17 protein-coding genes are annotated in these 22,854 nt (G+C 71.3%); 7 read left to right on the top strand and 10 right to left on the bottom strand.

Going from position 1 to position 22,854, the window contains the following annotated elements:
* The first annotated feature begins 75 nt into the window (after window positions 1-75).
* From EIM47_RS15350 to EIM47_RS15340, 3 genes are read left to right on the top strand one after another with little or no spacing between them, the layout of a single operon-like run.
* Window positions 76-711: a TetR/AcrR family transcriptional regulator gene (locus EIM47_RS15350; protein WP_028915800.1), complete on the top strand. Its 636-nt coding sequence runs from the start codon at window positions 76-78 to the stop codon at window positions 709-711.
* 31 nt (window positions 712-742) lie between these two features.
* On the top strand, window positions 743-1,951 hold the full coding sequence (locus EIM47_RS15345) for an efflux RND transporter periplasmic adaptor subunit (RefSeq protein ID WP_019397933.1): 1,209 nt from the start codon (window positions 743-745) through the stop codon (window positions 1,949-1,951).
* A gap of 12 nt (window positions 1,952-1,963) precedes the next feature.
* The gene (locus EIM47_RS15340; protein WP_019397934.1) at window positions 1,964-5,107 is read left to right on the top strand and encodes a multidrug efflux RND transporter permease subunit; all 3,144 of its coding nucleotides are present in this window, start codon (window positions 1,964-1,966) and stop codon (window positions 5,105-5,107) included.
* A 292-nt stretch (window positions 5,108-5,399) separates the two neighbouring features.
* Here EIM47_RS15340 and EIM47_RS15335 read toward each other — a convergent pair whose 3' ends face one another.
* Window positions 5,400-6,011 (bottom strand): superoxide dismutase, encoded by a 612-nt coding sequence (locus EIM47_RS15335; protein WP_019397935.1) that lies wholly within the window; start codon window positions 6,009-6,011, stop codon window positions 5,400-5,402.
* Between the two features lie 203 nt (window positions 6,012-6,214).
* Between EIM47_RS15335 and EIM47_RS15330 the strand changes: the two genes are divergently transcribed.
* Both EIM47_RS15330 and EIM47_RS15325 read left to right on the top strand, forming a co-directional pair.
* The gene (locus tag EIM47_RS15330) at window positions 6,215-6,664 is read left to right on the top strand and encodes a ribonuclease domain-containing protein (RefSeq protein ID WP_125077399.1); all 450 of its coding nucleotides are present in this window, start codon (window positions 6,215-6,217) and stop codon (window positions 6,662-6,664) included.
* Complete coding sequence (locus EIM47_RS15325; protein WP_019397937.1) at window positions 6,661-7,101, top strand: barstar family protein; 441 nt, start codon at window positions 6,661-6,663, stop codon at window positions 7,099-7,101. Before EIM47_RS15330 ends, EIM47_RS15325 begins: the two co-directional genes overlap by 4 nt.
* A gap of 59 nt (window positions 7,102-7,160) precedes the next feature.
* On the opposite strand, the gene EIM47_RS15320 is transcribed toward EIM47_RS15325, so the two are convergent.
* Window positions 7,161-9,038 carry an ATP-binding cassette domain-containing protein gene (locus EIM47_RS15320; RefSeq protein WP_125077398.1) on the bottom strand — a complete coding sequence of 626 codons (1,878 nt, stop codon included), beginning with the start codon at window positions 9,036-9,038 and terminating at the stop codon, window positions 7,161-7,163.
* Window positions 9,039-9,075: 37 nt separating this feature from the next.
* On the opposite strand from EIM47_RS15320, the gene dbpA reads away from it, so the two are divergent.
* Window positions 9,076-10,452 (top strand): ATP-dependent RNA helicase DbpA, encoded by a 1,377-nt coding sequence (gene dbpA / locus EIM47_RS15315; RefSeq protein WP_125077397.1) that lies wholly within the window; start codon window positions 9,076-9,078, stop codon window positions 10,450-10,452.
* Between the two features lie 108 nt (window positions 10,453-10,560).
* Here the strand turns inward: dbpA and EIM47_RS15310 are convergent, their stop codons facing one another.
* The 7 genes from EIM47_RS15310 to EIM47_RS15280 form a co-directional block, all read right to left on the bottom strand.
* Window positions 10,561-11,109: an adenine phosphoribosyltransferase gene (locus tag EIM47_RS15310; RefSeq protein ID WP_125077396.1), complete on the bottom strand. Its 549-nt coding sequence runs from the start codon at window positions 11,107-11,109 to the stop codon at window positions 10,561-10,563.
* A gap of 45 nt (window positions 11,110-11,154) precedes the next feature.
* The gene (locus tag EIM47_RS15305) at window positions 11,155-12,708 is read right to left on the bottom strand and encodes a YdiU family protein (protein WP_028915584.1); all 1,554 of its coding nucleotides are present in this window, start codon (window positions 12,706-12,708) and stop codon (window positions 11,155-11,157) included.
* A gap of 21 nt (window positions 12,709-12,729) precedes the next feature.
* Window positions 12,730-13,413, bottom strand: a complete 684-nt coding sequence (locus EIM47_RS15300; protein WP_026010233.1) for a glutathione S-transferase — start codon at window positions 13,411-13,413, stop codon at window positions 12,730-12,732.
* Window positions 13,414-13,565: 152 nt separating this feature from the next.
* Entirely contained in the window at window positions 13,566-13,775 is a 210-nt protein-coding gene (locus tag EIM47_RS15295; RefSeq protein WP_013535118.1) for a cold-shock protein, read from the bottom strand.
* Window positions 13,776-13,995: 220 nt separating this feature from the next.
* A complete protein-coding gene (locus EIM47_RS15290) occupies window positions 13,996-15,009 on the bottom strand; it encodes an LLM class flavin-dependent oxidoreductase (protein ID WP_019397333.1) in 1,014 nt (337 codons plus the stop codon).
* Window positions 15,010-15,011: 2 nt separating this feature from the next.
* Complete coding sequence (locus tag EIM47_RS15285) at window positions 15,012-15,521, bottom strand: DUF1249 domain-containing protein (protein WP_019397334.1); 510 nt, start codon at window positions 15,519-15,521, stop codon at window positions 15,012-15,014.
* Window positions 15,522-15,602: 81 nt separating this feature from the next.
* Window positions 15,603-16,424 carry a pyruvate, water dikinase regulatory protein gene (locus EIM47_RS15280; RefSeq protein WP_125077395.1) on the bottom strand — a complete coding sequence of 274 codons (822 nt, stop codon included), beginning with the start codon at window positions 16,422-16,424 and terminating at the stop codon, window positions 15,603-15,605.
* A gap of 139 nt (window positions 16,425-16,563) precedes the next feature.
* Between EIM47_RS15280 and ppsA the strand changes: the two genes are divergently transcribed.
* Window positions 16,564-18,942, top strand: coding sequence for a phosphoenolpyruvate synthase (ppsA, locus tag EIM47_RS15275; protein ID WP_125077394.1), 2,379 nt, complete (start codon window positions 16,564-16,566; stop codon window positions 18,940-18,942).
* Between the two features lie 110 nt (window positions 18,943-19,052).
* On the opposite strand, the gene EIM47_RS15845 is transcribed toward ppsA, so the two are convergent.
* Entirely contained in the window at window positions 19,053-22,802 is a 3,750-nt protein-coding gene (locus EIM47_RS15845; RefSeq protein WP_205948735.1) for a patatin-like phospholipase family protein, read from the bottom strand.
* Between the last annotated feature and the right edge of the window lie 52 nt (window positions 22,803-22,854).

Genomic DNA, 22,854 nt, shown 5'->3' with positions numbered 1-22,854 from the left:
CCGACAAAGCCGTGACGCACAGCGGCAAAAACGGCGCTTTTCATTTAATGAACTGGACGGTATAGTCCACTCCGCATGCACGCCGCCACACCATCCGCCGCCGCCGGAGGCCCGCCCGACGACGCCCGCCACCAGCGGGTGCGCGATGCCGTGCGCGCCCTGGTGGCCGAACACGGCGTGAACGTGAGCATGGACGCGATCGCCGCGCGCGCCGGCTGCTCCAAGCAGACCCTGTACGCGCGCTACGGTTCCAAGCAGGCGCTGATGCACCAGGTGGCGCGCGAGGGCATGGCCGCGACCGGCCTGCCGCAGGCGCCCACCGCCGCCACCCTGCGCCGGGCCTTGCTCGACTTCGCCGAGGCCCACCTGGCCCACCTCTCCGAGCCGCGCACCCTGGGCACCGCCCGGCTGGTGACCGCCCAGGCCCAGGAGTTCCCGGAGGAAGTCGCCGCCATGTACCAGAACTACGCCGGGGCCCTGCTCGACCGCCTCGGCGGCTGGCTGCAGCAGGCCATGCGCCGGGGATTGCTGAGACATGACGATCCGCACTGCGCGGCCGAGCTGTTGCTGGGCATGATCGTCGGCCTGGATTTCGACCGGCAGCGCCATCTCGTGCCCCACCGCGACACCCCCGAGGCGCGCGCCCAGTGGGCCGCGTTCGCCGTCGACAGTTTCCTGCGCGCCTTCGCGCCGCCCCCATTCCGAACCTGAAACACTCCACCCCATACTCCGGAGCCATCCAATGACGATGTACCGCCCCCTGCTCCTGGCCTGCAGCCTGCTGGCCCTGGCCGCATGCTCGCAAGAACAGGCCGTCGCGCCGCCACCGCCCGAGGTCGGCGTGATCGAGGTCCAGCCGCAGACCGTGCCGCTGCAGCGCGAGCTGGTCGGCCGCCTGTCGCCGTACCGCTCCGCCGACGTGCGCGCGCGCGTGCCCGGCGTGCTGCTCAAGCGCCTCTACCAGGAAGGCAGCGACGTCAAGGAAGGCCAGGCCCTGTTCCAGATCGACCCGGCGCCGCTGCAGGCGCAGCTGGGCGTGGCCCGCGGCGAGCTGGCCCGTGCCGAGGCCAGCTACGCCAATGCCCACGCCAGCGCCGAGCGCGCCCGCCAGCTGGCCCCGCAGAACTTCGTCTCGCAGAACGACCTGGACAACGCCATCGCCGCCGAGCGCAGCGCCGCCGCCGCGGTCGAGGCCGCCCGCGCCGCCGTGCGCACCGCCGAGATCAACCTCGGCTACGCCCGCGTGACCTCGCCGATCCCCGGCCGCGCCGGCAAGCAGCAGGTGACCGAGGGCGCCCTGGTCGGCCAGGGCGAGGCCACCCTGCTGACCACCGTGGACCAGCTGGACCCGCTGTACGCCAACTTCTCGATCAGCTCGACCGAGCTGGAGCGCCTGCGCACCTCGGCCAACGTGTCGCTGGCCGGCGCCGGCAAGTCGACCGTGCAGGTGCTGCTGCCGGGCGGCCGCACCTACGACCAGGCCGGCACCCTGGACTTCTCCGACACCACGGTCGACCCGGCCACCGGCGCGGTGTCGCTGCGCGCGGTCATTCCCAACCCGGACAAGACCCTGCTGCCGGGCAGCTTCGTGACCCTCAAGGCCAACCTGGGCCAGGTCGCCGGCGTGTTCATGGTGCCGCAGGCCGCGGTGCTGCGCGACGCCAACGGCGCCTACGTGATGACCGCCAACGACGAGGGCGCGGTCTCGCGCAAGAACGTCGAGGCCAGCGTCGCCGAGGGCGGCAACTGGCTGGTCACCTCCGGCCTGGAGGCCGGCGACAAGGTGATCGTGTCCGGCGTGCAGAAGGTGCGCGAGGGCGCCACCGTGAAGGCCACCCCGTGGCAGCCGGGCCAGGACGCCGCCGGCAACGGCCAGCCGGCGCCGGCGCAGGCCCCCGCCGGCGAAGCCGCGGCCGACGACGCGGCCGCCGAAGCGCAGCCGGCCGAGTAAGGACTTCCCCCAATGCCCAAGTTCTTCATCAACCACCCGGTCTTCGCCTGGGTCGTTGCGATCCTGATCTCGCTCGCGGGCGTGATCTCGATCCTCGGCCTCGGCGTGGAGTCCTACCCCAACATCGCCCCGCCGCAGGTGACGGTCAGCGCGACCTACCCCGGCGCCAGCGCCGAGACGGTGGAGAAGGCGGTCACCCAGGTGATCGAGCAGCAGCTGACCGGCATCGACCACCTGCTGTACTTCAGTTCCTCCTCCAGCGCCACCGGCCGCGCCAGCATCACCCTGACCTTCGAGACCGGCACCGACCCCGACATCGCCCAGGTCCAGGTGCAGAACAAGGTCTCCCTGGCGACCCCGCGCCTGCCCAGCGAGGTGACCCAGCAGGGCGTGGTCGTGGCCAAGGCCAACGCCGGCTTCCTGATGGTGGTCGGCCTGGTCTCCGACAACCCGGCGGTCGACCGCAACGCGCTGAACGACCTCAACGGCTCGCGCGTGATCGACCAGATCTCGCGCATCCCCGGTGTCGGCAGCGTGCAGCAGTTCGGCGCCGAGTACGCGATGAACATCTGGCTCGACCCGGAGAAGCTGCAGGGCTACGGCCTGTCGGCGACCCAGGTGCTGGCCGCCGTGCGCGCCCAGAACGTGCAGTTCGCGGCCGGCTCGGTCGGCTCCGACCCTGCGCCCGAGGGCCAGGCGTTCACCGCCACGGTCTCGGCCGAGAGCCGCTTCAGCTCGCCGGAGCAGTTCGAGGAGATCATCCTGCGCGCCGACGCCGACGGCACCACCGTGCGCCTGAAGGACGTGGCGCGCGTGGCCTTCGGCCCGGGCGCCTACGGCTTCGACACCCGCTACAACGGCAAGCCGATCGGCGCCTTCGCGATCCAGCTGCTGCCCGGCGCCAACGCCCTCAACGTGGCCGACGCGGTGCGCGCGAAGATGGACGAGCTGCAGGCCACCTTCCCGGCCGGCGTCACCTGGATCTCGCCGTACGACTCCACCACCTTCGTCAAGATCTCGATCAAGGAGGTCGTCAAGACCCTGTTCGAGGCGGTGGTGCTGGTGTTCCTGGTGATGCTGATCTTCCTGCAGAACATCCGCGCCACCATCATCCCGACCCTGGTCATCCCGGTGGCCCTGCTGGGCACCTTCGTCGGCCTGTCGGTGATCGGCTTCACCATCAACCAGCTGACCCTGTTCGCCCTGGTGCTGTCGATCGGCATCGTGGTCGACGACGCCATCGTGGTGATCGAGAACGTCGAGCGCATCATGACCGAGGAGGGGCTGCCGCCCCACGAGGCCACGGTCAAGGCGATGGGCCAGATCACCGGCGCGGTGGTGGCCATCACCGTGGTCCTGGCCGCGGTGTTCGTGCCCTCGGCGCTGCAGGGCGGCGCGGCCGGCGAGATCTACAAGCAGTTCGCGCTGACCATCGCCATCGCCATGGGCTTCTCCGCGTTCCTGGCGCTGGGCTTCACCCCGGCGCTGTGCGCGACCTTCCTCAAGCCCAGCCACCACGCCAACTCCAACTGGGTGTTCCGCACCTTCAACAAGTACTACGAGCGGATCAGCAAGACCTACGTCGGCCACATCGGCAGCGCGGTCAAGCACGCCCCGCGCTGGATGATCCTGTTCGTGGTGCTGGCGGTGCTGTGCGGCTTCAGCCTCTCGCGCATGCCCGGCAGCTTCCTGCCCGAGGAGGACCAGGGCTATGCGCTGGCCATCGTCCAGCTGCCGCCGGGCGCCAGCCTGCAGCGCACCCAGGGCGTGTTCCAGCAGATGCGCGAGCGCCTGGAAGGGCTCGAGGGCTTCGAGAGCATGCTGCAGGTGGCCGGCTTCAGCTTCATCGGCCAGGGCGAGAACGTGGGCATGGGCTTCATCAAGCTCAAGCCCTGGGACGAGCGCAAGCTGACCGCGCCGGAGTTCATCCAGCAGGCCAACGGCGCCCTGTTCGGGATCAAGGAGGCCACCATCTTCGTGGTCAACCTGCCGACCGTGCAGGGCCTGGGCCAGTTCGGCGGCTTCGACATGTGGCTGCAGGACCGCACCGGCCAGGGCCAGGCCGCGCTCACCCAGGCACGCAACATGCTGCTGGGCGCCGCCTCGCAGAACCCCGGCCTGATGGGCGTGCGCCCGAACGGCCTGGAGGACGCCCCGCAGCTGCAGCTGAAGGTCGACCGCGTGCAGGCGCAGGCCATGGGCCTGCAGGTCGGCGACATCTACAACGCCATCAGCCTGATGCTGGCGCCGGTGTACGCCAACGACTTCTTCTACGAAGGCCGCATCAAGCGCGTGAACCTGCGCGCCGACGCCCCGTACCGCACCGGCGCCGAGTCGCTGGCCCACTACTACACGCCCAACGCCGAGGGCGGGATGATCCCGCTGTCGACCGTGGTCGATGCCAAGTGGGCCACCAACCCGCCGTCGCTGAACCGCTACAACGGCTACGCCGCGGTCAACATCGTCGGCTCGCCGGCCCCGGGCCACAGCTCGGGCGAGGCCATGGCGATCATGGAAGGCATCGTCAACAACGACCTGCCGCCGGGCTTCGGCTTCGACTGGTCCGGCATGTCCTACCAGGAGATCCTGGCCGGCAACACCGCGACCCTGCTGCTGGTGCTGTCGATCGTGGTGGTGTTCCTGTGCCTGGCCGCGCTGTACGAGAGCTGGTCGATCCCGGTGGCGGTGCTGCTGGTCGTCCCGCTGGGCGTGCTGGGCGCGGTGCTGCTGAGCCTGGCCCGCGGCCTGCCCAACGACATCTTCTTCAAGATCGGCCTGATTACGATCATTGGTCTTGCGGCCAAGAACGCGATCCTGATCGTGGAGTTCGCGGTGGAACAGCGTGCGGCCGGCAAGACCCTGCGCGACGCCACCGTGGAGGCGGCCCGCCTGCGCTTCCGCCCGATCCTGATGACCTCGTTCGCGTTCATCATGGGCGTGGTGCCGATGGCCCTGTCCACCGGCGCCGGCGCCAACGCCCGCCACGCCATCGGCACCGGCGTGATCGGCGGCATGCTGTTCGCCACCTTCCTCGGCCTGCTGATGATCCCGGTGTTCTTCGTGGTCGTCCGCCGCGTGCTTGGCGACAAGCTCGACGAGCCGTCGAAGGAATACCTGGAGAAGCAGCAGCGCGAAGGCACCGCGATCACGCAGTAAGCCGTCGCCGCAAGCGCCAGCCTGGAAGCCCCGGCCCCTGCCGGGGCTTCTTTTTGCGCGTAGCCCGGACAAGGCTGAAGGCCGCATCCGGGGTAGCCACTACCTTGGGATGCCCCCGCGTATGCGCACGCGCAAGGTCGAAGCGCGTGGCGGAGCCGCCGCGAGCCCTGGCGTTGCAGCGGCGCGGTGCGTCCCGCTTGCCCGGGCTACGCGCCCGATCGGGAGATGAGCCAAAGAAAAACGCCCCGGCATGGCCGGGGCGTTCTCGCGGGACCGAAGGAAGCCGGGAGGCTTACTTGATCGCCTCCTGGTAGCGGCGCTCGACCTCGTCCCAGTTGACCACGTTGTAGAACGCGCCGATGTAGTCCGGGCGGCGGTTCTGGTACTTCAGGTAGTAGGCGTGCTCCCACACGTCCAGGCCCAGGATCGGGGTGTTGCCGTCCATCAGCGGGCTGTCCTGGTTGGCCGAGGATTCGACCACCAGCTTCTTGTCCGGGGTGACGCTCAGCCAGGCCCAGCCGCTGCCGAAACGGGTCAGCGCCGCCTTGGTGAAGGCTTCCTTGAACTTCTCGAAGCCGCCCAGCTCCTTCTCGATGGCCTCGCCCACCTTGCCCTTGGGCTGGCCGCCGCCATTGGGCGACATCACCGTCCAGAACAGGCTGTGGTTGGCATGGCCGCCGCCGTTGTTGCGCACCACGCCCTGCAGGTTCTCCGGCAGCGACTTGGTCTTCTTCACCAGCTCCTCGACCGGCAGGTCGGCGTACTCGGTGCCTTCCAGCGCGGCGTTGACGTTGTTGATGTACGTCTGGTGGTGCTTGGTGTGGTGGATCTTCATCGTCTCCGTATCGATGTGCGGCTCCAGCGCATCGTAGGCATACGGCAGCTCGGGAAGGGTGTAGGCCATGTTGGTCTCCTTGATGGCGTGCCCGGAAAGTCGGGCGGCCCCGACAGTGTAGGGATGCCGGCGCGGGCAACCAAGGTCCGCGGAGTGAAAAGCCGGCGTTCCGCCGGTGGAAAACGCCGCGACCGCGGCATTGCGTGAAGCGCGCGCGAACGAAGCGTGCAGGCCGCGCCCATCCCGCGCGTGCCAACCGCATACTGGCAGGCATGTCCGCTTCGCGCCGCGCCCCCCTGACCCGCACCCTGCCCCTGCTGGCGGCGGCCCTGCTGCTGGCCGGGCTGGCCTGGCTGCAGCGCCCCGGACCGGAGCAGCTCGTGCCTCCCCCTGCGCCAGCAGCCGCCTCCGCGCAGGCCGTGCCAACCACGCTGCCGGCGTTCCTGCCGGCGGAAGCCGGCCCGGTGGTCGCGTCCATCCGGCAGGGCGGCCCGTTCCCGCACCGCCAGGACGGCAGCGTGTTCGCCAACCGCGAAGGCCGGTTGCCGCCGCGCCCGCGCGGCCACTACCGCGAGTACACCGTGCCGACGCCCGGCGTGCCGCACCGTGGCGCACGCCGCATCGTCACCGGCGGCGATCCGCCAACCGAGTGGTACTACAGCGCCGACCACTACGGCAGCTTCCGCGCCTTCCAGGTGCCCATGGCGGAGGCACGGCCATGACCCACTCCGGATTCGACCTCGGCCTGGACGATGCCACCCGCGCCGGCGTCTACGAGGTTGCCGCCGCCGACCTGGCGGCGCTGGCCGCGGCCGCGCGCGATGCCGGCCTGCTGGTGCGGCGGATCGATCTGGAGGGCTGCCGCGACAAGGCCGCGCTGCTGCTGCGCATCGCCACCACGCTGGACTTCCCGGCCGGCTGGGGCCGCAACTGGGATGGCCTGCTGGATGCGCTGCGCGACCTGTCCTGGGCGCCCGCTCCGGGCTACCTGCTGGCGATCGACGGCTTCGCCGGGCTGCAGGGCACCCGCCCGCAGGACCTGCAGACCCTGGTCGAGGTACTGGACGATGCAGTGCGCTGGTGGGCCGAGGCCGGGGTGCCGTTCTGGGCGTTCCTGGCGCCGGACAGCACGCCGCGCAATACCGGCCGCGCGAAGTAGCCCGCCCCGGGCCCGTCGCGCGCCGGCAGCGGCCGGGTGCATGCGATGCGCGGCCGGGCTCAGCCGTCCAGTTCGGCCCAGCGGGCGTAGGCGGCGTCCAGCTCGGCCTGGGCATCGGCCATGCGCTTGCCATGCGCGGCGACCACGCCCGGATCCTGCTGGTAGAAGGCCGGGTCGGACATGGCCGCGGCCAGTTCCGCCAGCTCAGCTTCCAGCGCCTCGATCCGGCCCGGCAGCTGCTCCAGCTCGCGCGCATCCTTGTAGCTGAGCTTGCGCTTGCCGGCCGGCGCCGGCGCCGCGGGCGCGGCGGCCGGGGCCGGCGCGGGCCTGGCCGCGGCGGGCTTCGGCGCCGGCGGTGCCGGGCGCTGGCGCAGCCAGTCGCTGTAGCCGCCCACGTACTCGCCCACCCGCCCCTCGCCTTCCATCACCAACGTAGAGGTCACGACGTTGTCGAGGAAGTCGCGGTCGTGGCTGACCAGCAGCAGGGTGCCGTTGTAGTCGGCCAGCAGGTCTTCCAGCAGCTCCAGGGTTTCCACGTCCAGGTCGTTGGTCGGCTCGTCCATCACCAGCAGGTTGGATGGCTGCGCGAACAGGCGCGCCAGCAGCAGGCGGTTGCGCTCGCCGCCGGACAGGCGGGTGATTGGCGCACGCGCGCGCTCGGGCGTGAACAGGAAGTCCTGCAGGTAGGCCAGCACGTGCTTGCGCGAGCCGTTGATCTCGACGAAGTCGCGGCCGCCGGCCACGTTCTCCATCGCGTTCCAGTCCTCGCGCAGGGTCGCGCGGTACTGGTCGAAGTAGGCCACCTGCAGGTTGGTGCCCAGTTTCACCTCGCCGGCCTGCGGCTGCTGTTCGCCCAGCAGCAGCTTCAGCAGGGTCGTCTTGCCACTGCCGTTGGGGCCGATGAGGCCGATGCGGTCGCCGCGCAGCACGGTGGTGGAGAAGCCGCGCACCATCACCTGCCCGCCGTGGGCGAAATGCAGGTCCCTGGCCTCGATGACCTTCTTGCCGGAGGACTCGCCCTGGGCAGCCTCCATGCGCACGTTGCCGGACAGTTCGCGGCGCTGGGCGCGTTCCACGCGCATGGCCTTGAGCCGGCGCACGCGGCCTTCGTCGCGGGTGCGGCGGGCCTTGGTGCCCTGGCGGATCCAGGCTTCCTCCTGCGCCAGCAGCTTGTCGAAGCGCGCGTTCTCCTGCGCCTCGGCGTTGAGCCGCTCCTCGCGGCGGCGCTCGTAGTTGGCCCAGTCGCCCGGCCAGCTGGTGACCTGGCCGCGGTCGATCTCGACGATGCGGGTGGCCAGGGCGCGCAGGAAGCGGCGGTCGTGGGTGACGAACACCACGCTGCCGCTCCACTCCTTCAGGAAGCCCTCCAGCCAGTCGATCGCCTCGATGTCCAGGTGGTTGGTCGGCTCGTCCAGCAGCAGCACGTCCGGCGCGGAAACCAGCGAGCGCGCCAGCAGCACGCGGCGCTTCATGCCACCGGACAGGCGCGCGAACACCGCATCGCCATCCAGCTCCAGGCGGCTGAGCACCTCGGCCACGCGCCGGTCCAGGGCCCAGCCGTCGGCCGCGTCGATCTTCGCCTGCACCCGCGACAGCTGCGCCGCGTCGAATTCCGCGGCATGGCTGATCTGGTGGAACTGCGCCAGCCAGGTGCCCAGCTCGCCCAGGCCGCCGGCGACCACGTCGAACACGCTGCCCTCGGTGCCGCCGGGCACCTCCTGCTCCAGGCGCGCCACACGCACGCCTGCCTGGACCCGCACCTGGCCATCGTCCGGCTGCAGTTCGCCGGCGATGAGCTTGAGCAGGGTGGATTTGCCGGCGCCGTTGCGGCCGATCAGGGCGATGCGTTCGCCCGGCTCGATCGACAGGTCGGCATGTTCCAGCAACAACGGGCCGCCGACGCTGTAGTCGACTTTCTGCAGGGTGATCAAATGCATCCGCGCATTGTACGGGCCACACCTGCGAGAATGGCGCATGACCGACTTTGCCGCGCTGCCGCTCTCCCCCGCCCTGCGTCCCGGACTGGACGCGCTGGGCTATACCGCCGCCACGCCGATCCAGGCGCAGTCACTGCCGCCGATCCTGGAAGGCCGCGACCTGCTGGCGCAGGCGCCCACCGGCAGCGGCAAGACCGCCGCCTTCGGCCTGGGCTTGCTGCAGCGGCTGGATCCGGGCCAATCGCGCTGCCAGGCGCTGGTGCTGTGCCCGACCCGCGAGCTGGCCGACCAGGTCGGCCGCCAGCTGCGCCGCCTGGCCACCGGCATCCCCAACCTCAAGCTGAGCGTGCTCACCGGCGGCGTGGCGCTGGAGCCGCAGATCGCCTCGCTGCAGGCGCACGACCCGCAGGTCGTGGTCGGCACGCCGGGCCGGGTGCAGGAGCTGGCCCGCAAGCGCGTGCTGCACCTGGGCGTGGTCCGCACCCTGGTGCTGGACGAGGCCGACCGCATGCTGGACATGGGCTTCGAGGAGCCGGTGCGCGAGATCGCCAACCGCTGCCACGGCCAGCGCCAGACCCTGCTGTTCTCGGCCACCTTCCCCGATGCGATCCGCGAACTCGCCCGCCAGCTGCTGCGCGATCCGGTGGAGGTCTCGGTGGACGGCGGTGAATCGGCGCCGGACATCGAGCAGCGCTTCTTCGACGTGGACCCGCAGTTCCGGCAGAAGGCCGTGGCCGGCCTGCTGCTGCGCCATCGCCCCGAATCGGCGGTGGTGTTCTGCAATACCCGCAAGGACGTGGACGAGGTCGCCGGCTCGCTGCGCCAGTTCGGCTTTTCCGCCCTGGCCCTGCATGGCGACATGGAGCAGCGCGACCGCGACGAAGTGCTGCTGCAGCTGGCCAACCGCAGCTGCAACGTGCTGGTCGCCAGTGACGTGGCCGCGCGCGGCCTGGACGTGGAGGACCTGGCCGCGGTGGTGAACTACGAGCTGCCCACCGACGTGGACGCCTACCGCCACCGCATTGGCCGCACCGGCCGTGCCGGCCGCCGTGGCCTGGCCCTGAGCCTGGTCGCCGGCCGCGAGAACGCGCGCGCGGAGATGATCGCCGCCGCCCAGGACAGCCCGCCGCCGCGCGAGAACGCGCCGCTGGCCACCGGCCGCCCCGCCCAGCCGGCACGGGCACCGATGACCACCCTGCGCATCGACGGCGGCAAGACCGACAAGCTGCGCCCCGGCGACATCCTCGGCGCCCTGACCGGCGAGGCCGGCCTGCCCGGATCGGCCATCGGCAAGATCGTGATTGCGGCCACCCGCTCCTACGTGGCCATCGCCAACGCACAGGCGGAACGCGCCCTGCAGCGGCTGGAAGCCGGCAGGATCAAGGGCCGCCGCTTCCGCGTACGCAGGCTCTGACCCTGCCTACCGGGGCGCGCGTCGCGCCCCCGGATGCGCCGCGTTGTCCGGACTACGCGCCCCGCGAAGCACCAACCACGAATCCCGAATCCCGAACCCGATCCCGCCTCAGTGCCTCAGCAAGGCCACCAGCGGCGCGTCGATTTCCCAGCGGGCACGGCCACCGAGGGCCACCAGCTCCATCAGCACCCCCGCCCCGACCACCCGGGCCTGCTGCTGTGCCAGCAGCCGGGCCGCCGCGGCCAGGGTGCCGCCGGTGGCCAGCACGTCGTCCACCAGCAGCACGCGGGTGCCCGGCGCGACCGCGCCGCCCTGCAGCTGCAGCCGGTCGCTGCCGTATTCCAGCGCGTACTGTTCCTCGACCACCGGCCCGGGCAGCTTGCCCGGCTTGCGCAGCGGCAGAAAGCCGGCACCCAGCAGCGGCGCCAGCGCGGCGCCGAGGATGAAGCCGCGCGCCTCGATCCCGGCCACCAGGTCGATCGCCACGCCGCGCCATGGCGCGGCCAGGTCGTCGAGCATCGCGGCCAGGCCGTCGGCATCGGCCAGCAGCGGGCAGATGTCGCGGAACACGATGCCCGGCGAGGGAAAGTCCGGGATCTCGCGGACCAGCGAGGCCCAGGCCGGCTGGGTGGCGGGTTCGGCGATTGTTGCGGACATCGGGGAAGCTCTCCGGACGGACGGGATGCGCAAACGGTAACGCCGTCAGGAGCTGCAGGACAGCATCGAGCAGCCGGCGCGATGGCGCGCCCATTCGGGGCGCAGGCCGGCGTAGTGCTCCCGTCCAGGCTGGTCCTCGTACGGGCGGCGCATCACCTCCAGCAGCGTCGCCACCGACGCCAGGTCGCCGGCCTCGGCACGGTCGATGGCCTCCTGCGCCAGCCAGTTGCGCAACACGTAGCGCGGATTGGCCAGGCGCATGCGTTCGCGCCGCCGTGGTGGCGCCAGCGGGTCGTCGGCCAGGCGCGCGGCGTAGCGTGCCAGCCACTCCTGCAACGCCGGCGACACCGCCGCGGCCGCGACGGCGTCGTAGGACACCGCCGCGAAGTCCGCCGGCCTGGCCGTGGCCGGATCCACCTCCCCAAGCTGGCGGAAGAACGTGGTGAGGTCGAACTGCCCGGCCTGCAGCACCCGGCACAGGTCCTCGAACAGGGCCACGTCACCGGCGCCGGCGCGGGCCAGGCCCAGCTTGCCGGCCACCATTTCCCGCTCGGCCCGGGCCCAGGCGTCCAGGTAGCGCTGCAGCCCGGCCTCCAGCGGCGCGGCCCCGCCGAACAGCGGCGCCAGCGCCTGCGCCAGCCGGGTGAGGTTCCAGTACGCCACCTGCGGCTGGGCGCCATAGCGGTAGCGGCGGCCGTGGGCGTCGGTGGTGTTGGGCGTCCAGTCCGGGTCGTAGTCCTCCAGCCAGCCATAGGGACCGTAGTCGATGGTCAGGCCGAGGATGGACATGTTGTCGGTGTTCATCACCCCGTGGACGAAGCCCACCCGCATCCAGCCGGCCACCATCCACGCGGTGCGCTCGCACACCTGCGCGAACCATTCCGCGTCGCCGGCCGGGCCCAGTCCATGCAGGTCCGGAAAGTGGTGGCGCTGGACATGGTCCGCCAGCCGCCGCAGCAGCGCGGTATCGCCGCGCGAGGCCGGCAGTTGCCAGCTGCCAAAGCGCAGGAAGCTGGGCGCCATCCGGCACACCACGGCACCGGGCTCCGGGCGCGGATGGCCGTCGTAGAACATGTCGCGCACCACCTCCTCGCCGGTGCCGACCAGGCTGAGCGCGCGCGTGGTGGGGATGCCCAGGTGGTGCATGGCCTCGCTGCACAGGAACTCGCGGATCGAGGAGCGCAGCACCGCGCGGCCGTCGCCGAAACGCGAGTACGGCGTGCGCCCCGCGCCCTTGAGCTGCAGTTCCCAGCGCCCGCCGTCCGGCCCGATCGCCTCGCCCAGCGAAATCGCGCGGCCATCGCCCAGCTGCCCGGCCCAGCTGCCGAACTGGTGGCCGCCGTAGTTGGCCGCCCACGGCTGCATGCCTTCCAGCAGCGCATTGCCGCCGAACACGCGGGCGAAGTCCGGGTGCTCGGCGTCGGCGGCGTCCAGCCCGGCCAGGGCCGCGGCCTCGGGCGACCAGGCCAGCAGCCGCGGCGCGGCCACCGGGGTGGGATCCACCCGCGACCAGGCCGCGAAGACCTCGCGCACGCGCGGCCCGGCCTCGGGGTCGCCGGGCAGTTCGCGCAGGAAGCTGTTGTCGAATCCGATCCGCATGGGTCGCCGCCGGCGGGCGGATCAGCCGGTGGCGACCGCGAACGGGCCGCCCTGCTCCAGCGCCCGCTGGTAGGCCGGGCGCGCGTGGATGCGCTCGAGGAAGCCGCGCAGGTTCGGGTGGCCGTCCAGCCCGGCGCGCGCCGCCGCGGCCTCGATCGGGAAGCTCATCTGGATGTCGGCCGCGGTGAAGCGCTCGCCCGCGAACCAGCCGCCGCCGTCCAGCGCCTGCTCCATCCAGTCCAGGTGCAGCTTCACCTGCGGCGAGACAAAGCCGGCCAGGGTGCGGTCGACGATGGCGCGGGCGATGGGCCGGGCGAAGAACGGCATCGGCGCGTTGCGGATCCGGCGCAGCACCAGCGACAGCAGCATCGGCGGCATGGCCGAGCCCTCGGCGTAGTGCATCCAGTAGCGGTACAGCAGGCGCTCCTCGGCCAGCGCCGGTTCCGGCGGCGGCGATAGCGCATAGCCGGTGTCGTAGCGCTCGACCAGGTATTCCAGGATCGCACCGGATTCGGCCAGCGCCTGGCCGCCATCCACCAGCACCGGGGCCTTGCCCAGCGGGTGCACGGCGCGCAGCTCCGGCGGCGCCAGCAGGGTCTTCGGGTCGCGCCTGTGGTGCACCACGTGGTACGGCAGCTCCAGTTCCTCCAGCAGCCACAGCACGCGCTGGGAACGGGAATTTTCCAGGTGATGGACGGTCAGCATCGGCAACTCCTGTTCGACTGCGCCCATCCTCGCACGGCCGGCGTTTGCCATCCGTTGCGCCGCGCGCCGGGCCCGGAAACGGAAAACGCCGGAGGCTTGCGCCCCCGGCGTTCCGGTCTGCGATCCCGGCGCGAGCCGGGAAGGCCAATCAGTTACAGCGCCTGGACCTGGTCGGCCTGCAGGCCCTTCTGGCCCTGCACGACGATGAAGGAGACCTTCTGGCCTTCCTGCAGCGACTTGAAGCCCGAGCCCTGGATCGAACGGAAATGCACGAACAGGTCGGCACCGCTCTCCGGGGTGATGAAGCCGAAGCCCTTGGCGTCGTTGAACCACTTGACGGTACCGGTCTGACGATCGGACATGTTTGCTAACTCCTCAACGGAAAAATGGGAAAACCCGGTCGCGGGACATCCGCGGCGGGTACTGGGTTGCAGGTGTTAGGCAAAGCGGAACGATGTAGCGCGATCGTCGGATCGACTGCATCAGGCCACGATTCACGGTGACCCATGCAAACACAGTGAGGGCACGATACCCGTATTCGTCCGGAATAGCGAGCGCCGTCCGTCGGCGCCGTTCAGGTGGTCAACCGGCGGCCGCCAGGCCCCAGGCCTCGGCCGCGATCCGGTAGGACTCCAGCCGGGCCTGGTGGTCGTGCAGGTTGGCCACCACGATCAGCTCGTCCGGGCGGTGGCGCTGGACGAAGCGCGCCAGGCCCTCGGCCACGGTGTCGCGGCTGCCGACCACGCTGCAGGCCAGCGCCCGCTCCACCCCGGCCTTCTCCTGCGGGTTCCAGTAGGCCTCGATGTCGTCCACCGGCGGCGGGATCAGTCCCGGGCGGCCGCGGCGCAGGTTCACGAAGGCCTGCTGCGGGGTGGTGAACAGCCGCCGCGCCTCGGCGTCGGTGGCCGCGGCCACCACGTTCACCGCCAGCATCACGTGCGGCTCGGCGCAGTGCTTCGAGGGCCGGAAGTGCCGGTGGTAGACCAGCAGGGCTTCCTCCAGCGCATCCGGGGCGAAGTGCGAGGCGAACGCGTACGGCAGGCCCAGCGCCGCGGCCAGCTGCGCGCCGAACAGGCTGGAACCCAGGATCCACACCGGCACCCCGAGCCCGGCGCCGGGCACGGCTTGCACCGCCTGGCCCGGCTGCACCGGCTCGAAATAGCGCAGCAGCTCCTGCACGTCCTGCGGGAACTGCTCGGCGGAGTCGAAATAGCGGCGCAGCGCCCGCGCGGTGGCGTGGTCGGTGCCCGGCGCGCGGCCCACGCCCAGGTCGATCCGGCCCGGATGCAGCGCGGCCAGGGTGCCGAACTGCTCGGCCACCTGCAGCGGCGAATGGTTGGGCAGCATGATCCCGCCAGCGCCAACCCGGATCTTCGAGGTATGCGCGGCCACGTGCGCGATCAGCACCGCGGTGGCGGCGCTGGCGATGCCGGGCATGTTGTGGTGCTCGGCCAGCCAGAACCGGCGGTAGCCCAGGGCCTCGGCATGGCGGGCCAGGTCGACGCTGTTGGCCAGCGCGGCGGAGACGTCCGAGCCCTCGCACACCGGTGCCAGGTCCAGCACCGACAGCGGCACGGAACGCGGATCGAAGCCCATGGTCAGTCCCGCGCCACGGCCGCCAGCGGTGCCCGCGGCGCGGCCAGCGGCGGCGCCGGGCGCAGCGTGGCCACGCCGTGGCCCTGCTCGGCCAGGTACTGCAGCCACTTGCCCAGGAAGGTGTTCATGCGCAAGCGGTGGCCCACCACTTCGGCCGGCGGCGGGTACATGCCGATCACGTCCTGCCAGCGCCGGCCGACGTAGCAGTGGGTGGTCTCGACCTGGCGGGCGTCGTTGTACAGGCGCAGGTAGGCAGAGGGGTCCGGCTCGCCGGTCACCGGGTCGCACAGGTCGTAGGTCAGGCGCAGCTCGACCGTGTAGCGGTGGCGCTCGAGCACGTCCAGGCGCACGTCCAGGCCGTCGCCCAGCGAGGACACGTAGCTGCCGCACGCCAGCCCGGCCGGCGCGAACAGCCGGGTCAGGCGGGCGTGGTTCTCCGCGTACAGCCCCATCAGCCAGCCGAAGCGGCCGATCCTGGGGATACGCGCGACGATGGGGAGTGCCTGCTGCATGCGCCCGATGCTACACGGCAAGGCGCGCGCGCGGCAGCATTGAAAAGCCCGCCGCCGGCCCCCATGCGTACGGGCCGCCGTTCAGAACATCTCCCGCTGCAGGCCGAAGGTGGCCAGCACCTTGCTGGAGATCTCCTCGATCGAGGTGTGCGTGGTGCTGAGGGTCGGGATGCGCTCGCGCGCGAACATCGCCTCGGCCGCCTGCACCTCGCGCCTGCAGGTCTCCAGCCGCGAATAGGACGAATCCGGCCTGCGCTCCTGGCGGATCTGCTGCAGCCGGTCCGGATCGATGGTCAGTCCGAACAGCTTGCGCCGGTACGGACGCAGCCGCTCCGGCAACCTGTCGTTGTCCAGGTCGCTGTCGGTCAGCGGGTAGTTGGCGGCCTTCACGCCGTAATGCAGCGCCAGGTACACGCAGGTCGGGGTCTTGCCCGCGCGCGACACGCCCACCAGCACCACGTCGGCGTCGGCATAGTCCAGCGCGACGCCGTCATCATGCGCCAGGGCGTAATTCATCGCCTCGATGCGGCGGTGGTAGCTGTCGAAGTCGACGATGCCGTGCGCGCGCCCCACCCTCGCCTGCCGGGGCTGGTTGAGCTCGCGCTCCAGCGGCTCGATGAACGGCGCGAACACGTCCAGCATCAACGCCCCGCTTTCGGCCAGGAGCATGCTCAGTTGGGTATCGACGCAGGAATTGACCACGATCGGCCGCACGCCGTAGCGCTCGCCGGCCGAGCGGATGCGCGCGGCCGCCTCGCGCGCCTTGTCGAGGTCGTCGACGAAGGCGATGCGGTCGGTCACGAACTGGAATCCGCTGAACTGGGTCAGCAGGCTGTGGCCGATGGTTTCCGCCGTGATACCGGTACCATCGGAAACGTAGAAAACAGGGCGGATCGCGCTCATGCCTGTGACGTCTCCGGTTTCGTGTTGAATGACATGATCAACATTGATATGCCGCAAATCGCAGGGGCATCATAACCACCCCACATACCTCGGGACACGGCCATTGCCCGGCCGGGCGTGGCTCCACGGAGCATCGCACTTGAACCAGAACATCCTGTGGTTGCATGAGCTTCGTCTTGCCGACCTGGCACGCGTCGGCGGCAAGAATTCCTCCCTCGGCGAGATGATCGGGCACTTGTCCGGCCTCGGCGTCTCGGTGCCGGGTGGCTTCGCCACCACGGCCGAAGCGTTCAAGGACTTCATCGCGCACAACGACCTGCACCAGCGCATCTACGACCGGCTCGCGCAGCTGGACGTCGAGGACGTCAACGCGCTTACCGCGGCCGGGCGCGAGATCCGCCAGTGGGTGATCGAGGCCCCGCTGCAGCCGGCGCTGGATGCCGATATCCGCACCGCCTACGCGAAGCTGTGCAGCGAGAACGGCGGCGACGACGTGGCGGTGGCCGTGCGCTCTTCCGCCACCGCCGAGGACCTGCCCGATGCCTCGTTCGCCGGCCAGCAGGAGACCTTCCTCAACGTGACCGGCGCCGACGATGTCGTGCACAAGGTCAAGGAAGTGTTCGCCTCGCTGTACAACGACCGCGCGATCGCCTACCGCGTGCACCACGGCTTCAAGCACGAGGACGTGTTCCTGTCGGCGGGCGTGCAGCTGATGGTGCGCTCGGACGTGGGTGCCTCCGGCGTGCTGTTCACCCTGGACACCGAGTCCGGCTTCCGCGACGTGGTGTTCGTCACCGCCAGCTACGGCCTGGGCGAGATGGTCGTGCAGGGCGCGGTGAACCCGGACGAGTTCTACGTCTACAAGCCCACGCTGAAGCAGGGCAGGCCGGCGATCCTGCGCCGCTCGCTCGGCAGCAAGGCGATCCGCATGGTGTATTCGGACCAGCCCGGCGAGCGCGTGCGCACCGAGGACACGCCGGCCGAGCTGCGCAACCGCTTCTCGCTCTCCGACGAGGACGTGCACGAGCTGGCGCGCCAGGCCCTGACCATCGAGCAGCACTACGGCCGCCCGATGGACATCGAATGGGCCAAGGACGGCGTGTCCGGCAAGCTGTTCATCGTGCAGGCGCGTCCGGAGACGGTGAAGTCGCGTGGCCACGCCACCCAGATCGAGCGCTTCGCGCTGGAGAAGCGCGGCGAGGTGATCGCCGAGGGCCGCGCCATCGGCCAGAAGATCGGCGCCGGCGTGGCGCGCGTGGTGCGCTCGCTGGAGGACATGGACCGCGTGCAGCCGGGCGACGTCCTGGTCGCGGACATGACCGACCCGGACTGGGAGCCGGTGATGAAGCGCGCCAGCGCCATCGTCACCAACCGCGGCGGCCGCACCTGCCACGCGGCGATCATCGCCCGCGAGCTGGGCGTGCCGGCGGTGGTCGGCACCGGCAACGCGCTGGACCTGATCAAGGACGGCCAGGAAGTGACCGTCAGCTGCGCCGAGGGCGATACCGGCTACATCTATGCCGGCCGCCTGCCGTTCGAGCGCACCACCACCGACCTGGGCAACATGCCGCCGGCGCCGCTGAAGATCATGATGAACGTCGCCAATCCCGAGCGTGCGTTCGACTTCGGCCAGCTGCCCAACGCCGGCATCGGCCTGGCGCGCCTGGAGATGATCATCGCCAGCCACATCGGCGTGCACCCCAAGGCGCTGCTGGAGTACGACCGCCAGGACGCGGACACCAAGCGCCGGATCGACGAGCGCGTCGCCGGCTACGCCGACCCGGTCAGCTTCTACGTCGACCGCCTCGCCGAGGGCATCGCCACCCTCACCGCGTCGGTCGCGCCCAACCCGGTGATCGTGCGCCTGTCGGACTTCAAGTCCAACGAGTACGCCAACCTGATCGGCGGCCAGCGCTACGAGCCTGAGGAAGAGAACCCGATGATCGGCTTCCGCGGCGCCAGCCGCTACGTCGATCCGTCCTTCGCCGACGCCTTCGCCCTGGAATGCAAGGCGGTGCTGCGCGTGCGCAACGAGATGGGCCTGGAGAACCTCTGGGTGATGATCCCGTTCGTGCGCACGCTCGAGGAAGGCCGCAAGGTGGTCGAGGTGCTGGCGAAGAACGGCCTGCGCCAGGGCGAGAACGGCCTGAAGATCATCATGATGTGCGAGGTGCCGTCCAACGCCCTGCTGGCGGACGAGTTCCTCGAGATCTTCGATGGCTTCTCGATCGGCTCCAACGACCTGACCCAGCTGTCGCTGGGCCTGGACCGCGACTCCTCGATCGTCGCCCACCTGTTCGACGAGCGGAACCCGGCGGTCAAGAAGCTGCTGTCGATGGCGATCAAGGCCGCGCGCGCCAAGGGCAAGTACGTGGGCATCTGCGGCCAGGGTCCCTCCGACCACCCGGACCTGGCCGAGTGGCTGATGCAGGAAGGCATCGAGTCGGTGTCGCTCAACCCCGACACCGTGGTCGATACCTGGCTGCGCCTGGCCAGGCTCAAGGGCGGCGCCGCCTGAGCCGCTGCGGTCCGCGCGAGCGGACCGTCCGCGCGCCACCGAAGGCCATGCCGGTGCGCCGGCATGGCCTTCCTGTTTGTGCCCTTTCCCGCCCTGGCAGAACAGCGGCGCTAAGGCACGGCTTCGCAACGCGCCGGACCGGGCGTGCCCGCATCCGCGGCGCAGGGCGGCAACCATAGTTCGATCACGCGGCGGTTGCTGCGGATGGACGCGGCCAGCTCGCGCACCTGCACCTCCAGGCCAGGCTCCCGCGCCGCCAGCGCCGCGGCAATCCCGCGGGCACACTCGCGGTCGCCCTCGTTGCCGCGGCGGTGGACCAGCAGGGTCGGCCGCGGCCAGGGCGCGGGCGGATTGCGGCCATGGCGCTGCGCGGTGGCGACCACGTTCTCGATGCCGGGCACGCGCACCGTATTCCCCAGCGCCGGGGCGATATCGGAGTCGCCCTTGAGCAGGCCGGCGATCCAGGCACGGCTGGCCTCGTCGTGTACCTGCACGTACAGGGTCATGGGCGACGCTTCCGTCCCGCATGCCGCGAGCGCGGGGACCCGCGCGGACGCCGGCGGTGCCGGAGCCGGCGCTTCGACCGGAAGCGGCGCCGGCACCGACGCCGGCTCCTCCGTGCCCGGTTCCGGCACCGACGCCGGCCCCCTGCCCCCGCCGGGACCGGACTGCAGCGCAGTCGGCCCGTCGATGCCGGGCGCCTCCGGGTCCGCCGCGGCCTCCGGGTAGGTCGAGGCGGTACTGCCGCCGGCAGCCACGGCCGGTTCCGGCATGGCCATCGTGCCTGCATCCGCGGGCCGTTGCCGGTTGCACGCGGGCAAGCGTGCCAGCAGGGGATTCCTGCAGGGCTCCTGCTGCGGCGCGGGCATCCAGTACGGGTCGTCCTGGTCGGGGTGCGTGCCGCAGACGTCGTCGCATACCCAGTGGCGTGCCGGATCGCAGCTGTTCCCGGCGGGATCCGCGGGGACCTGGCATAGCGCCGCAAGCCCCGCGAGGCGGCTGGCCGCATGGCGGCGCACCCGCGCCGATACCCCACCGTAGCGCACTGCGTCGGCCAGCAGGCGCACGGCGCCGCGCTCGTCCGCGCCGGGCGGCTTGTCCGGACTCGCCTCGCGGATGGCATCCACGCGGTCCAGCACCGCCTCCACCGCCTGCTCGCGTGCGCTGCGTTCCTGCTGCCACTGCTGCAATGCCTGCGCCATCGGTAGCAGCAGCGTGCCCAGCACGCCGACGCCGACGGTGGCCCCGATCGCTGCGGCCCTGGTTTCCGGGCGCCAGAACGGCACCGGCGCCTTCTGCGGCTCGGGCTTGGGCGGCCGCCGCAGCGGTTCCAGCACATTCCCCGGCCTTGGCGCCGGCATGTTCCAGCCGTGCACCTTCTCCAGCCACTCCGCCCGCAGCGCCCGTCCCATGTCCTCGCCCAGGCGGTGGTAGCTCTCCCACTGCGCCTCGTCGAAGAACTGGTCGGAGGTCGGCTGCTGCGGGAACAGCGGATGGCGGCGGGCATAGGCCAGCACGTCGGCGTCCAGCGACACGTGCAGAGCCGGCTTGACCACCAGCAGGGTGCCGAGCCGCCGCCGCGCCGGGTTGCTGCGGTTGTAGCAGATCCGCGCCAGCAGCACGCCGCGCGCGGTGTAGTTCTTGGCCAGGTCCTCCGGTGCCAGCACCGCCAGGTGCTCGCTGGCGACCGCGCCCATCGCGGCGGCGTCCTCCGGCGTGCAGAACTCGATGTCGCAGTCGAAGTCGATGCGCGCCTTGCGCACCAGGTTCTCCAGGTCGTCGTACTCGTAGCGCGGGTCGGCGCCGCAGTCGGACAGCACGATGAAGTCCAGCTGGCGCTGCAGCAGCGCGTGCACGCCGGTGTTCTCGAAGTGCCCGCCGTCGGACAGGTACCACCAGTCCTGGCACGGCCCGGCGAAGGACGCCAGCGCCTCGCTGGCCAGCAGGCCGAACTTGGTCGTGCCCAGCCAGCGCCCGGCGCGCCGCAGCAGGCCGTCGCGCGCCGGCTCCTCCTGCGCGGCGCCCTCCTGGCGCGGACGCAGCCAGAACCCCAGGCGCGCCCCCACCATGAACAGCAGGACCGCCCAGCCCCGCGAGGTGTAGGAGCCCGCGCCCGGCGAGGCCGCCGCGCCGGAAATGGCGATCCAGCGCCCCAGGGTGCCCGGGTCGCGCATCTGCGCCAGCGGCAGGAAGCGGTCCCTGCCCAGCTCCATGCCGCGCGCGCTGATGGTGGCGGCCAGGCCCTTGCGGTCGGCGTTGTACATGCCGCTGGCCGCCTCGCGGGTCTGGTTCAGGCACACCCCGACCAGGTGCAGTGGGCCGCCGTTTTCCTCGGGACGGTGGCTGGACAGGTCGGTGTCGTCGCCCGGGACCACCGTGGTCACCGACCAGGCGTCGGGCGATTCCCGTTCGCCATCCAGGCGCGGGCCGAAGCGCTGCACGTTGCCCAGCGCCAGGTAGGCGCGCACCAGGCGCGCGCGGTAGAAGCCGTGCAGGGAGCTGGAATTGACCCAGTCGCGGTTGCGCTGGGTCAGCAGCACCCAGGCCAGCGCCAGCGCGCCCAGCACCGCTGCGCGCGCCCAGAACGGCAGGTAGGCCAGCACGCCGTCCTCGCCCCGCAACGGGGCGATGAACACCACCCACTGGACCAGCAGCACCCAGGCGCACACCACCAGCGCGCCGACCAGCAGGCCCAGCAGGTTCAGCAGCTTCGGCGTCCAGCGCGCATGCGGGCCATCCGAGGAGCGGGCCATGCGCTGCAGCGGTTCGCTCAACGCGCGCAGCAGCACCAGCAGGCTGCCCAGGGTCAGGCCGCCCTCCAGCCAGCGGTCGCCCTGTTCCAGCAGCTTGGCCACCTGCCAGGTAAGCACGTCGACCACGCCCAGCCCGGCCAGCCCCAGCGCCAGCGCATTGGCGCGGCGCAAGGCCTCGGTCAGGCGGTTGCGTTGCTGCGCCAGGCGGGTGTTGGGGCGTTCGTCCGAGCGCCCGGACAGGCGCAGGTACAGCCCGGCATGCCGGGCCAGGGTGCCGGCGGCGAACAGGCACAGGAAGAACGCCGCCGACGGCGCCGCCCAGGGCGGCTGCAGCCAGGCCAGGTCGCGCCCGGGCAGCAGCCACAGGCCCGCCAGCAGCAGCGCCAGCACCACCACGTCGGCCGCGCGCGGCGGCAGGATGGCCAGCAGCGGCGTCCCCGGCTCGTTGGCCTTCCGTGGCAGGTCGCGCAGGGTCCAGTACGGCACCAGGGTGCTGGAGGCCAGCAGCATCCACGCCGCCGCCGCGAGCACGAACCACGCCGACGCCCATGGTTGCCACTGCGCGGACAGCACCAGGTCCAGGTCGTTGTGCAGGGCGTGCGGCAGCACCACCAGCACGCCCAGCAGCACCGCCAGCACCGCCATCTCCGCGTGCACCGCCAGCGCGCTGCGCAGGTAGGTGGCCACTGCCGCGCCGACGTCGCGCGCGCCGCGCGGGGTCAGGTAGCGGCCGTTGCGGCGCAGCCATTCCAGCAGCACCGAATCGCTGCGGGCGAAGGCGTTCTCGGCCTCGACCACGCCGATCTTCTGCACCACCCGGGTGAACGCGGCACCCACGTAGCCGCCGCCGGATACCGTGGACAGGTAGTCGAAGCGCTTCAGCAGGCCGTTCTGCGCCAGGCCGCGCAGCAGGCCCAGGCAGAAGGTCGCGCTGCGGATGCCGCCGCCGGACAGCGCCAGGCCGATGCGCGGCGCGCCGGGGTCGATGCCGGCGCGGGCGCGGCGCCGCTCCACCAGCCGCGCCTCCTCCCCGGCCAGGGCCGCGCGGTCCTGCAGCCCGGCCCCCTGTCCCAGCGTGCCGTCCATGTGTCCGGCGGCACGTTCCATCGGCGTGGATGCCTGCTCCCTATCCATATCCCCTCCCTGGCGGCGCTGGGCA

The sequence above is a fragment of the Pseudoxanthomonas sp. SGT-18 genome, from assembly GCF_003931645.1.
Lineage (GTDB): Bacteria > Pseudomonadota > Gammaproteobacteria > Xanthomonadales > Xanthomonadaceae > Pseudoxanthomonas.
The sequence above is the reverse complement of the archived record's forward strand: the minus strand, read 5'-3'. Positions and strand labels throughout refer to the sequence as shown.